The following is a 13,201-nucleotide window of genomic DNA, read 5'->3' as shown; positions in this document are numbered from 1 at the left end:
GTGCTGTCAGCAAGAAGGAGAACAATGCAACTAAAACACAGCCACATTTTCCGCCAAGAAGCCCTAGAGCGCTTATCTTCACCAGAACAACTGGATCAAGCGATAAATGTCGTCAAGCCCCAAGCTTGGTTGACTTTATCTGCAATGAGTTTTGTGGTTGCTGTAGCTGGCGTTTGGAGTGTGTTTGGTAGAATTCCGCTCACAGTCACAGGTCAAGGTATCTTGATTAAACCGCATCATGTTGTAGAATTTCAAGCACCCAGTTCTGGCCCACTACTAACTCTCAAGGTCAAGGCGGGGGATATTATTAAACAAGGTGATGTACTAGGTATTATCGACCAATCAGCGCTAAAGCAGCAGTTGCAGCAAGAGCAGATAAAGTTGCAACAATTGCAAACTCAAAATCAAGAGACTGACAGGTTACAAAAGCTGCTGATTGACCAACAGATTATCACCCTTGGGCAGCAAAAACTGGATTTGGAAAATAATCTGCGCCGAGAGCAAGATGCGCCAAAGTTACGCGATCAAACACAAAGAGCGATCGCTCAAAAACGTCAAAGCATTAATTCCCGCAAACAACAAATTAATTACTTACTCAAAACTCTCAAAGGACGGGTTGATAATCGTCGTCAGCTTTTTGAGCAGCATGTCATCAGCCAAGATATGCTGGTGCAAGCTGAACAGGAATATTTTAACACTCAAAGCGAACTCTCAGATATTGACGTGCAACTCAAGGATCTTGAAATCCAAGAAACCACCACGCAACGAGAATATCTGGAAAATCTTAATAGAATTGACGAAATTAAAACCAAAATTAAAGATATTAATACTCAAAATACTAAGTTACGCGAACAAGACTTAAAGCAATCAATTGATAAAACCAATCAAATTCGGGAAGTTAAACGGCGAATAGCTCAATTAGAACTGCAACTATCCCAAGAAAGTAGAATTATTAGCAAATATAATGGTCACATTCTCGAACTGAGCGCTGTCCCTGGACAAATGATGAATCCGGGTAGTCGCTTAGGTTCAATTGAAGCTGAACAGCCAAATTCAAAACTTATGAGTCTTGTTTACTTTGCGAATAAAGATGGTAAGCAAATCAAGCCGGGGATGGCTGTACAGGTGACTCCCAGCTTTGCTAAACGTGAGCGCGAAGGTGGCATTGTCGGAACGATCGCAGATATTTCTTCATTTCCGGTAAGTACACAAGATATTACAGCGATCGTTGGTAACAAAGAAATGGCCGCCAGCCTTGCCGCTAAAGGTGAAAATCAGGTGCAAGCTTTTGTCCAACTCAAAGAAAACCCTACATCAGTAAGTGGCTACAAATGGTCATCCTCTGATGGCCCAGCCTTAAAAATATCCTCTGGGACAACTACCTCTGTTCAAGTAAAAGTTGGCGAAAAAGCACCGATTTCTTATATTATTCCTATGCTACGCTCTTGGACGGGGATTTATTAAAATAATTCGTAATTCGTAATTCGTAATTCGTAATTCGTAATTAAATTGGGCATGGGGCATGGTTACAACTTTAACGTTCACCCTCAAAAGCTCAACTTCCACCTTCAGAAGCTCAACTTTCACCCTCAGAGGCTCAACGTTCACCTTCAGAGGCTCAACTTCCACCTTCAGAGGCTCAACTTCCACCTTCAGAAGCTCAACTTCCACCTTCAGAAGCTCAACTTTCACCTTCAGAGGCTCAACTTCCACCTTCAGAAGCTCAACTTTCACCTTCAGAGGCTCAACTTCCACCTTCAGAGGCTCAACTTTCAAGTTCTAATACCAATGCCCAATCCCCCATGCCCAATTCCAAAATTTAAACCAAATCGTGTCCGCACTTCAACACTTTTGCAAATGGAAGCGGTCGAATGTGGTGCGGCTGCTTTAGGAATAATTCTGAGCTATTACGGACGGATTGTGCCACTGGCTAAACTGCGTGAAGAATGCGGTGTTTCGCGGGATGGGAGTAAAGCTTTTAATATCCTCAAAGCTGCCAAAAACTATGGACTCAATGCTAAAGGTTTAAAACTGTCTCTGGAAAAGGTTAAAACTACCCACCTACCCTACATTGCCTTTTGGAATTTTAACCATTTTCTCGTAGTAGAAGGATATAGCAAAAAACGCGTCTACCTCAACGATCCTGCCAATGGTCGCAGAACAGTGAGTTGGGAAGAGTTCGATCGCGCATACACGGGTGTTGTGCTGACAATGGAACCAGGAGCAGACTTTCAGAAGGGAGGCACAAAAAATCACATTGTCTCAGCCTTAAGTAGCCGCTTACAAAACTCACGAGTTACTATCTTATTTTGCTTGCTAGCGGGGTTATTGCTAACACTGCCTCGGTTAGCTGTGCCAGCCTTTGCTCAAGTATTTATCGATGAGATTTTAATCCAAGATCGGCAAGATTGGCTACGACCTTTGCTGTTAGGAATGCTGTTAACTACTTTATTACGGGCATTCCTTGCCAGACTGCGGCTTACCTATCTGCGGCGATTGATGGTTAAGCTGTCAGTCAGCACATCAGGACAATTTCTCTGGCATATTCTGCGATTGCCTGTTGGGTTTTATGACCAACGCTTTGCTGGGGAAATTAGTAGCCGGGTGCAACTGAATGACCGGGTGGCAGAAGTACTCTCAGGGCCTTTGGCAACTACAGTAATTGACGCGGTGATGATGGTATTTTACCTGCTGATTATGATTCAGTATGACCCATTGCTGAGTGCGATCGCAGTCGGTTTTGCTTTAATCAACATTCTCGCCCTCCTATTTTTATCGCAAACTCGTGTAGATACAAATATGCGCCTAGCTCAGGAATATGGCAAGGTGGGTGGAGTAACGATTAGCGGCATCCAAACCATAGAAACTATCAAAGCTTCTGGGCTGGAGTCAGACTTATTTGCTCGGTTTGCGGGTTATTATGCTAAAGCACTCAACGCCCAACAACAATTAGGCTTACAAACTCAAATTCTCACCACATTACCCACAATTTTGACAGCCCTAACCACAGCTTCTATTTTGCTGGTTGGTGGTTTACAGGTAATGAAGGGCAATCTCAGCATTGGAATGCTAGTTGCATACCAAAGTTTAACACTGAGCTTCTTAGAACCAGTCAATAGCCTCGTTAATTTCGGCAGTACACTCCAAGATTTAGAAGCTGATTTAAATCGGCTTGATGATGTATTGCAAAACCCCGTCGATTTGGAAGTGGAGCCAGGCAAGGGAGCAGAGGAGCAGAGGAGCAGAGGAGCAGAGGGGAACTTATTACAAGTAGTCCCCATGCCCAATGCCCAATGCCCAATGTGGCAATTACAGGGTCATGTTGAGTTACGGAATGTCACTTTTGGGTACAGTCGTGTGGAACCTCCGTTGATTGAGAATTTGAGCTTGACTGTCAAGCCAGGGCAAAGAATAGCACTTGTGGGGGGAAGTGGTTCTGGTAAATCTACAGTTGCCAAATTAATTTGCGGTCTTTATCAACCGTGGGATGGGGAAATCTGCTTTGATGGTGTAGAGCGATCGCAAATTAAGCGTTCTGTTCTGGCTAACTGGTTGGCAATGGTTGAACAGGATATCTTTTTATTTGCCGGCACTATCCGAGAAAACATCACTCTTTGGGATTCGACTGTGCCAGAAGCTGATTTGGTGCAGGCTTGCCAAGATGCAGCGATTCATGATGCGATCGCATCTATGCCTGGAAAATATGACTTTGAGTTGATTGAAGGCGGTATGAATATTAGTGGTGGACAACGCCAGCGTTTAGAAATTGCCCGCGCTTTGGTGAGAAATCCCACAGTCTTAGTACTGGATGAAGCAACCAGCGCCCTGGATGCAGAAACGGAGTTGATTATTAACCGCAACTTGCAACAGCGTGGTTGTTCGTGTATTGTAGTAGCCCACCGCCTCAGCACAATCCGCGATTGCCATGAAATTATTGTGCTAGAGCAAGGTAAAATCGTGCAGCGTGGCACCCATGAGGAATTATGGCAGCAAGGCGGAACTTATGTTCGCTTACTTCACGCGGCAGAGGCATAATTGAGTAATGAGTAGCCCGCAGGTGAATTCTTCTTCTAAACTGTACTCCTTTCAAGCAAACGAACCAGTACTGTTGAATGACTCAGAAACATTCTGGATAGTGCAGTCTGGAACATTGGCGGTGTTTGCCACTAGAGTTAAAAACAGTTTACCAAAGGAGCATCGCCGCTATCTGTTTCATGTCAACGCTGGTGAAGTCTTGTTACCGGAAGTAATAACACAAAGCCAATGGAATTTTGTAGCGATCGCAATTGAACCCACCCAATTATGCCAGATGTCAATGGTTGATTTGGTTAAGGGAATTGGGGCGGCTGACTCTCAAAGTATAGAACTTTTAGAAGGTTGGGTAAATCATTTAGGACAATCTCTTAGCGCCCAGCAAACAGTTTTGACAACGCCATTAAACCTTGTGCAGACATTAGAGCGAGATTTTTCATTATCGTCTGGTGAAACGCTACAGGGAAGACAACAAACACTCTTATGGGTAAAGTTGCAGCAAGGCAATACTCATTGGATGGGAGTTGAGGAATTAACGTTGAATTCGACCTCACCAGCGTTTCCACTCACGAGTGATATGTGGCTGGAGGCAGAAGATGCAGTTATTGGACAAGTGTTACCAACGGCAGATTTAGAAATTTCCAAGGAACTTCTGGCAGGTTTAGCCAGTTTACATACTTATTTCTTTCACTACTTCAGTTTGCTGGCAAACAAAGAAACAGAAGCAGAATTTCGGCAGTTTCAGGAACGTGAGCAATTTAATCAGCAAGTAATAGAGGGGGCACTCTCTGACTTAGCAACAATATTGCAGCCACAGCAAGAGGTGGTTTCCTTTCAGGAAGGGCCGCCCTTATTGGTAGCATTTGGGGCAGTTGGGCGATCGCTGGGAATAGAGATTCGTCCGCCAGCAGAGGATTTGAATTCTATTAAAGACCCTGTAGCCGTGATCGCACAAGCATCGCAAATTCGTATCCGCCGGATAACTTTAGCAGATGGCTGGTGGCGTCAAGACCAAGGGGCGATGTTAGCTTATACTCAGTTGGAAAAGCGCCCAGTGGCATTGTTACCTACAGATAATCGGGATTATACGATCTTTGACCCCGTAGCCCGAACTCGAACACCTGTAAATGAATCAGTAGCAAAAACACTGTCACCATTAGCCTACATTCTGTATCGACCGTTACCCCAAGTTGCGCTCAACGCCATTGACCTAGTGCGATTTGGAATCAAGGGTTATGAAAAAGACATTGCTAGTATTTTAGTGGTAGGACTACTAGGCACAATATTGGGCATGGTTGCACCGCAAGCAACAGCAATTTTAATCAATCATGCCATTCCCGATAGCGATCGCGCTTTGCTGTGGCAGATCGGATTGGTAATGTTTGCAGTTGCTTTTGCACAGTTAGCTTTTCAAGTTGCCCAAAGCATTATTACCCTACGAGTCGAAAGCGCCACTGATAGCATATTACAGCCAGCCATCTGGGATCGGTTACTCAGATTAAGTCCTAGCTTTTTTCGTCAGTACACTTCTGGAGATTTAGTCAACCGCGTTATGGCGGTGAGGGAAATTCATCAAAAACTCAGCGGTGCTACGCAACGAACATTGTTGAGTGGAGTCTTTGCCTTATTCAACTTAGTGCTGATGTTTATTTACAGTTGGCAATTAGCGCTTGTGGGCGTGGGTTTAGCAATATTTGCCGCTATGGTTACGACTGTTGCTAGTTTCCTGTTAGTGAAGAAATCGAAAAAACAGCAAGAACTCAATGGTGCAATTCAGGGACTCACGGTACAACTAATCAACGGTGTTGCCAAACTGCGAGTGACAATGGCAGAGGAACGCGCATTTGCAGCTTGGGCAAAAAAGTACAGCCAGCAGATTCGGTTGAAGGCAAGTTGGCAAGAGATTAAAGATGGTATTTCTGTATTTAACGAAGCACTCCCTTTGGTGAGTTCTATACTGCTGTTTGGGTCTGCCATGCTGTTGATGGAGACACGCTTGACACTGGGTACATTTGTTGCTTTCAACTATGCTTTGACTATTTTTATCAAAGGAGTAATTGACCTGAGCAATACTGTATCGGAAATTTGGAGTATTGTACCAATATGGGAACGAGCAAAACCGATTTGGCGATCGCACCCTGAATATGACCCAACTAAGGTTAACCCCGGTCAATTAAACGGTCGTATTGCCCTAAATCGTGTCAGCTTTCGCTACTCAGAAAATGGCAGCTTAATCCTCAATGATGTCAGCCTCCATGCCGAACCAGGGGAATTTGTTGCGATCGTTGGGTCTTCTGGAAGTGGGAAATCAACAATATTGAGGTTGTTATTAGGATTTGAAACTCCATTGACAGGTAGCATCTATTATGATGGCAAAGATTTAGCAGAGATGGAACTCCAGGCTGTGCGAAGACAGTTAGGAGTGGTACTGCAAAATGGTAAAATCGGTACAGGCTCGGTTTTTGATAACATTACCGCCGGGGCTTTAGTTTCCCTAGAAGAAGCTTGGTCAGCGGCACAAATGGCAGGCTTTGCTGATGATATCAAGCAAATGCCAATGGGGATGCATACGATCGTCGCTGAGGGTGGTAGTAATCTTTCCGGTGGACAACGGCAAAGATTATTGATTGCGCGATCGCTTGTTTCCAAGCCTAAAATTATCTTGATGGATGAGGCGACCAGTGCTTTAGACAACCGCACCCAGGCAATTGTGACTGAAAGTTTAGCGAAGTTAAATGCTACCAGAGTAGTGATTGCCCATCGCCTCAGCACAATTCGTAATGCCGATCGCATCTATGTTATTGACGCTGGTGATGTCGTGCAGGTAGGTAATTTTTCGGAATTGATTGCCCAATCAGGGTTGTTTGCCAGACTGGTAGCCCAACAGTTAGAAGGCGAGTAGGGGCGCAAGCAATACGGTTCGGTTAAAGGGGAAAGGTTTTGAATACATCCTTTACTTTACCCTTTCCCCAGACCACAAGGAAAGTGAAAAATGCTTATCCGAACTGTATTGGGCGATGCGATCGCATTTGTTACTTTGGCGAACTCATTTGTTATTTCGGCGATCGCATTTGTTACTTCGGCGAACTCATTTGTTACTTCGGCGATCAAATTTGTTACTTCGGCGAACTCATTTGTTACTTCGGCGAACTCATTTGTTACTTTGACGAACTCATTTGTTACTTCGACGAACTCATTTGTTATTTTGGCGAACTCATTTGTTATTTTGGCGAACTCATTTGTTATTTCGGCGAACGCATTTGTTACTTCGGCGTGTCCATAACGCACTTTACTCAATACTTCTCGGGTAAAAGTAAAGAAAAAACCTTTACCCTTTACCCCAAACCCGATTCCGAGTTAAAAATGCAAAATCCGAGAAGTATTGCCTTAGTTCTGCTTTAGCATAGAATTAGCAACTTGGTATAAAGATTGGATGTTTAGTCCCTCGTTAGGATACTCAACCACAGCAAAATTACAAGTTGCCTGGAAGCGATCGCCATTGGGAGCTGTAAAGACTTGCTGGCGGAGCTTGGTTAAAATGTCACTGAGGCGATGTTTGATGACAAGCCGTTCTGTTTCAGTCAACCCAGAAACTCCTATCACAAATTCTCCGTTACCCCAATAGCCCAATATTTCGCCACTGCAAAAAACCGATTGGAATAGACGGCTCCATCGTTGCAATACTTGATTACCAGCCTCATGGCCATACTGGATATTAATTTGACGTAAATCACTGATATTCAAGATCATTAAGCAAACCGATTGCTGATTTTTCTCGGCTTGAACAATCAGGTGCTGTAAGTCGCGGCTAGACTGTAACTGATTTGCTATTCCGGTTAAGGGGTCTTTGGTAGAGAGTGACTGTAGTAGGCGACTGCGTTCTAGGCGGTGGGTGATCCTTGCCAGCAGTTCCGCCCCCACAACGGGTTTAACCACATAATCATCTCCCCCAGCAGCAAACACCTGCTGCACCGTTTCCATCTCCCGGTGAGCCGTCAGAAATACAATTGGCAATTCCTGCCATTGCGGATCTGTGCGAACTGCCTGACAAAGTTCTATACCACTGATTTGGGGCATTTCCACATCCAAAATTAACAAATCTGGTACAGTAGATTGCAATACCTCCCAGAAACGTAAGGGATTGTCCAATGCAGTAATTCGCATCCCCCAAGGTTCTAACATTGGGCCTAATGCCGCTAAAATCAGTGGATCATCATCAACTACTAATACATTTACTGTTAAAGAGCGGGTAAACTGCAATATTTGAGACGCAGTTTCCCAAACTTGATTTGCTGTGACAGGTTTGAGGAGAAAACCCCGCGCCCCAGACTGAGCCAAAGTCACGCGATCCACTAGCTGATCAGTGACAGCCAGCGCCAAAACAGGTACAGGAGGAGTATGTGTTGCTAAGTCCAACATGAATGCTAAACTTTCCTCTCGCTGCCCGATCTCATCTACATTCAGTACTACTAAATCTGGTGATGTGGTTTGCAAGAAGTTTTTTGCAGCTTCTAAGGTTGTTATTTGTTGCCAACGCATTTCCATAGAATATGCCAGTTGTTGCAACTGTGAACCCAGTTGTAAATCATGGTCAATTAGCAGTAACTTCGGATTTATCTCTTCCCCAATCGAGGTAGCAGTTTGATTAACTACCTTCATTAGGTTTAACAAATTGCCTAGCTCTTGTATCAGCGATATTATCTGGCGTTTTTGGGCTGGTAATAACTCACCATCTTTGTCTAAAATCTGTTCGATTTCCCGCGCTATTTGAGTACCTGTTTCTTGCTCAAACATTCCCAAAACACCAGCTAGCTTGTGCGCTTCCCGTCCTGCCGATTTACGTAATTCTATAGTTAGCGTGCCGCTAGAGAGTTCTGTTGCTGCTTGTTGCAGTACCTCCATTCGCTGTGTCATTAGCCCTTGGTATTGACTCCACAACCCACTCATTGCTTGGTTAAATTGCTGTTCAACGGATGAGGAAGTATCGGGTATGGAGGAATTTTGATCGGGATTTTTTTGAGTTATTTTTTTTTCGCTATTTCCACTACTAGTAGCTTTTTGGGAGTTTAAGCGATATCCCAAACCATAAACATTTTCAATCCAGTCAACGGCTCCAACTACTTTCAACTTGTGTCGCAACCACTTAATATGAGACTTAACAGTTTCCTCTTGGGGTGGATCGTCAAAAGTCCAGAGATGTTCGATAATATCTCCCCGACTAAAAACTCGCAATGGATTCCGTAGTAGTAACTCCAGCAGACTATATTCTTTGGGTGTTAAATCCAAAACCTGATTGTCGTATGTTACCTCGCAAATACTTGGATCTAACCGCAATGCCCCAACTTCTAGCACTGGAGGACGGGGACTATCGCCGCGACGTAACAAAGCACGTACCCTTGCTTGGAATTCTCCCAAATTTAAAGGTTTAATGAGATAATCATCTGCTCCAGCATCGAGTCCACGAATGCGATCGCTAGTTTCATCTTTTGCTGTGATCAACAAAATAGGAGTGGAACAGCCACTAGAGCGTAAGCGCTGACATAAAGTAATGCCATCCACTTTCGGCAGTCCCACATCTGTTAATATCAAGTCGTAGTTCGTACTTTGGGCATATTCCCAGCCAATTTGTCCGTCTCGTGCGATTTCAACAGCATAGTGTTGTTGGGTAAGAGACTGCAACAAAACACTCGCTAAAATTTCGTCATCTTCAATCAGCAAGATTCTCATAGCAACTTACTCCACACAAATTTATTTTTTTACCCTTTACCCTTTACCCCAAACCCGATTCCGAGTTAAAAATGCTTAACCGAGAAGTATTGACATCTTTACATAACGCCCTACGCTATCTATACCCACGACAAGCAAACGCTTATCTCTAGTTCTTAGGGAAAGGAGGCAAGGGAGGCGATGGGCTACGCCCCGCTTTATAGCGATGCCTGCGGCGGGCTACGCCTACGCATTTTCACCTCAGTCAATAACTAATAACAACCAAAATCTGTATATGTACTAAGATGCAAAGGGAGCTATTTCTCCTTTATTAAGCAAAATTATTGCCAAATTTCATCATGATGAATAACTGGTTTGACACAGCTCGACTGGGGATGTTTATTCATTGGGGACATAGTTCTCAACAAGGATGTGAGTTATCTTGGCCGTTAGTTGGGGGTGTATTCAGCCTACCTTTTTGCAAAGATATTCCAGTTGAGAAATATCACTACACAGCTAATACTTTCAATCCACAGCAGTACAATCCTCAAGAATGGGCAGATTTAGCAAAAAGTCTAGGAATGAAATATGCCATATTAACAGCTAAACATCATAATGGTTTTGCCCTATTCCATACGCAAGAATCAAACTTTTCAATTGCATCTGCACCTTATAAAAAAGATATTATACGTGAATATATCGAAGCGATGCGCTCTGTAGGATTGCGTATTGGTCTTTATTTTTCGCTTAGTGACTGGCATCATCCAGACTATCCGGCTTTTACAGAAGCAGATAAACCTTATCGCTTTGACCAGCTACCTCAACCTACAGCGCAACAGTGGGAGCGATATATCCAATTTATGTTCAATCAGATCCGAGAATTATTGACTAACTATGGTCAAATTGACATCATTTGGTTTGACGGAAGTTGGGAACGCACTCCAGAGCAATGGCAGGCTCAAAAATTAGCAAAAATGATTCGTGATTTACAACCGAATATTCTCATCAATGATCGTCTTCCAAATTGTGGAGACTTTGAAACTCCTGAACAGTTTATTCCTCCTCATCCACCAACTCATCGTTGGGAAACCTGTCTGACTATCAATGAAAGTTGGGGATATAATTCAGACGACCATTGCTTTAAGTCATCTCGTCAGCTAATTCATACCCTTTGCGAAGTAGCAGGCAAAGGAGGTAACCTCTTGCTTAATGTTAGTCCAATGGGTAATGGACAAATCCCTCCTGAGCAGTTAGAGCGTCTCAAAGATATAGCAGATTGGATGGAGAGTCACAGTGAAAGTATCCTTGATACAATCCCAGGATTAGAACCGTGGCAATTTTATGGCCCCTCAACTCGTAAGGGTAATCGCATTTATCTACACCTATTAATGAAACCTTACGAAACAATATCAGTTAGGGGTATACCAATCAAACGAGTAAAATCGGTGTTTGTTCTGGCTGACGGCAGAGCACTAACCTACACAAGCCGCTGTGCAATTATGGATTCTATTCTCAATTCTAATCCGTTAGGAGAATTAACAATTGATGTACCTGAATCAGTAATTAATCCATATGTTACAGTGATTTGTATTGATATTAATTCTTGAGTAATTATAAATTAAGTAATCGTAAATTATTGATATCCTTTGCGCCTCAATCTGACAACTCATATCTAATGCCCAGTCCTTCTCTGCTCCTCTTTTCCCGGTTTCCTGGTTAATGCGAATCAGAAAAGCGATCATCTCATTCGACAGTTAACGGAGAAAATACGTCAACTCAGAAGGGAAAATTTACGGTATTGACTTAGGGTTGAAACACTTTGCAGTCATTACTGAGGGCGAAAAAGTGTTTAAATACGATAACCCTAAACAACCTACTGGTTAAATTAAGCCTTGATGTAATTGAAAATATTGTAGAGTCAAGAAAAGTCCTAAGTATTGCCCTACGTAACTCACCCTATGACTACCGCACCCTTAAGCTGGCAAGAACTAGAAACTCTCACGGACTATCAAATAGATACCGTTAATGGTCTCACCAACGCTAGAGCCAGGTTGCGCTTGTTTGGTCAGCCGGAATCTGATGTGCGGGTAACGCTGTACCGTGATAACCACGCTTGGTGTCCTTACTGTCAAAAAGTTTGGTTATGGCTAGAGGAAAAACAGATCCCCTACCGCATCGAAAAAGTGACAATGTTCTGCTACGGGGAGAAAGAAAGTTGGTACAAACGTAAGGTACCATCAGGAATGCTCCCCGCGATCGAGTTAGATGGACGGATTATTAAGGAAAGCGATGACATTTTGATCGCTTTGGAAAAAGTTTTTGCTCCATTGAGCCAAGGGATGGAAGATGGCACGGTGCTTCCTCTACGTCAATTAGAACGACTTTTATTTAGAGCCTGGTGCGTTTGGCTGTGCTCTAAAGCCGGTTCCTCTCAACAAGAACAACGCAACCGAGAACAATTTATCGGAGTGGTGGCTAAGGTCGAGGAAGCTCTGGGTCGCACTCCAAGCCCTTACTTTCTAGATAGCTTTGGCATCGTCGATGTGATTTTTACGCCATATCTCGAACGGATGAATGCGAGCCTTTACTACTACAAGGGCTACTCCCTGCGTTCGGAAAACCCTCGCTTGAGCGCATGGTTTGCGGCAATGGAAAGCCGACCGACCTACCGCGGTACCCAAAGCGACTTTCACACCCACGTGCATGATTTGCCGCCCCAGATGGGGGGCTGTTGGGAAAACGGCGAAGCCCAGATGCTTCTCAATAAAGCGCGGGTGGATAACGGCCCTTGGTTCGGGCTACCAGATGTTACTTATCCAGAACCGGAAAACTCCCGTATGGAAGCTCTTCAACGAACTATCGAGCACCGCATCAATATTATCCGAGTAAACCCCTTAGATGATAAATTGTTTGATCAAGCCCTACGTTGTGCTTTAACACACATGATGACTGGTGAAGACTGTGTACCTCCATCGGGATCTGATGTCGCTCTCCGATATTTGCGCGATCGCATTAATGTACCGCGAGACATGTCCATCTACGCAGCCAAGCGATTGAGGGAATCCCTGGAGAAAACCGCAGCCCTTGCGGGTGATGGGCAGCCAGCCCCCATTCCCACTAAGCATCGACGAGATCAAGACCCGTCTAACTTTGTCATCAAGTAGGATTCAGGCATGAGCCTAGGGGCACGGGCAGTGCCCGTGCCCCTACGGGTGTACCCTCACGTAAACGAGAACCGCTATAGACCACGATTCAAGTCTAGAACCCTACACCCGACACCCAAAAGCCTTATAAATAAATGATTTGCCGTTTAGATTTCATTACATAAAATTTCATCCCTTGGTTGAGCAACGCCTTATATTTAAACAGTAGTGATATGGGTTATTACCCGGATTTCTCACAAGTGCAAAAAAATTATTGAGATGAGTAAAATTTAGGAAAGGATATTTTATACATTAGTGGA

At 43.9% G+C, this 13,201-nt stretch carries 8 protein-coding genes; 5 read left to right on the top strand and 3 right to left on the bottom strand.

Going from position 1 to position 13,201, the window contains the following annotated elements; translation table 11 throughout:
* Window positions 1-24 precede the first annotated feature (24 nt).
* Entirely contained in the window at window positions 25-1,464 is a 1,440-nt protein-coding gene (locus ACEYW6_RS25680) for an NHLP bacteriocin system secretion protein (protein ID WP_412981978.1), read from the top strand.
* Here ACEYW6_RS25680 and ACEYW6_RS25675 read toward each other — a convergent pair.
* Entirely contained in the window at window positions 1,438-1,776 is a 339-nt protein-coding gene (locus ACEYW6_RS25675) for a hypothetical protein (protein WP_412981977.1), read from the bottom strand. The two genes, ACEYW6_RS25680 and ACEYW6_RS25675, sit on opposite strands and share 27 nt — an antisense overlap.
* 12 nt (window positions 1,777-1,788) lie before the next feature.
* Between ACEYW6_RS25675 and ACEYW6_RS25670 the strand changes: the two genes are divergently transcribed.
* Window positions 1,789-4,035, top strand: coding sequence for an NHLP family bacteriocin export ABC transporter peptidase/permease/ATPase subunit (locus ACEYW6_RS25670; protein WP_412981976.1), 2,247 nt, complete (start codon window positions 1,789-1,791; stop codon window positions 4,033-4,035).
* A gap of 7 nt (window positions 4,036-4,042) precedes the next feature.
* Window positions 4,043-6,934, top strand: coding sequence for an NHLP bacteriocin export ABC transporter permease/ATPase subunit (locus ACEYW6_RS25665; RefSeq protein ID WP_412981975.1), 2,892 nt, complete (start codon window positions 4,043-4,045; stop codon window positions 6,932-6,934).
* A 56-nt stretch (window positions 6,935-6,990) separates the two neighbouring features.
* Here the strand turns inward: ACEYW6_RS25665 and ACEYW6_RS25660 are convergent, their stop codons facing one another.
* Window positions 6,991-7,329 (bottom strand): hypothetical protein, encoded by a 339-nt coding sequence (locus ACEYW6_RS25660; protein ID WP_412981974.1) that lies wholly within the window; start codon window positions 7,327-7,329, stop codon window positions 6,991-6,993.
* A gap of 90 nt (window positions 7,330-7,419) precedes the next feature.
* Window positions 7,420-9,759 carry a response regulator gene (locus ACEYW6_RS25655; protein WP_412981973.1) on the bottom strand — a complete coding sequence of 780 codons (2,340 nt, stop codon included), beginning with the start codon at window positions 9,757-9,759 and terminating at the stop codon, window positions 7,420-7,422.
* Between the two features lie 338 nt (window positions 9,760-10,097).
* On the opposite strand from ACEYW6_RS25655, the gene ACEYW6_RS25650 reads away from it, so the two are divergent.
* Window positions 10,098-11,345 (top strand): alpha-L-fucosidase, encoded by a 1,248-nt coding sequence (locus ACEYW6_RS25650; protein WP_412981972.1) that lies wholly within the window; start codon window positions 10,098-10,100, stop codon window positions 11,343-11,345.
* A gap of 351 nt (window positions 11,346-11,696) precedes the next feature.
* Window positions 11,697-12,902, top strand: coding sequence for a glutathione S-transferase family protein (locus tag ACEYW6_RS25645; protein ID WP_412981971.1), 1,206 nt, complete (start codon window positions 11,697-11,699; stop codon window positions 12,900-12,902).
* Window positions 12,903-13,201: the final 299 nt, after the last annotated feature.

The organism is Nostoc sp. UIC 10607 (assembly GCF_047228265.1).
Classification (GTDB): domain Bacteria; phylum Cyanobacteriota; class Cyanobacteriia; order Cyanobacteriales; family Nostocaceae; genus Nostoc; species Nostoc foliaceum_A.
This window is presented reverse-complemented; position numbering and strand designations above follow the sequence as displayed.

Bases quoted from the DNA above. Each gene is read 5' to 3' on its own strand.
- ACEYW6_RS25680 (WP_412981978.1), top strand. From the start codon at position 25: ATGCAACTAAAACACAGCCACATTTTCCGCCAAGAAGCCCTAGAGCGC.
- ACEYW6_RS25670 (WP_412981976.1), top strand. From the start codon at position 1,789: ATGCCCAATCCCCCATGCCCAATTCCAAAATTTAAACCAAATCGTGTC.
- ACEYW6_RS25665 (WP_412981975.1), top strand. From the start codon at position 4,043: ATGAGTAGCCCGCAGGTGAATTCTTCTTCTAAACTGTACTCCTTTCAA.
- ACEYW6_RS25655 (WP_412981973.1), bottom strand. From the start codon at position 9,759: ATGAGAATCTTGCTGATTGAAGATGACGAAATTTTAGCGAGTGTTTTG.
- ACEYW6_RS25650 (WP_412981972.1), top strand. From the start codon at position 10,098: ATGATGAATAACTGGTTTGACACAGCTCGACTGGGGATGTTTATTCAT.
- ACEYW6_RS25645 (WP_412981971.1), top strand. From the start codon at position 11,697: ATGACTACCGCACCCTTAAGCTGGCAAGAACTAGAAACTCTCACGGAC.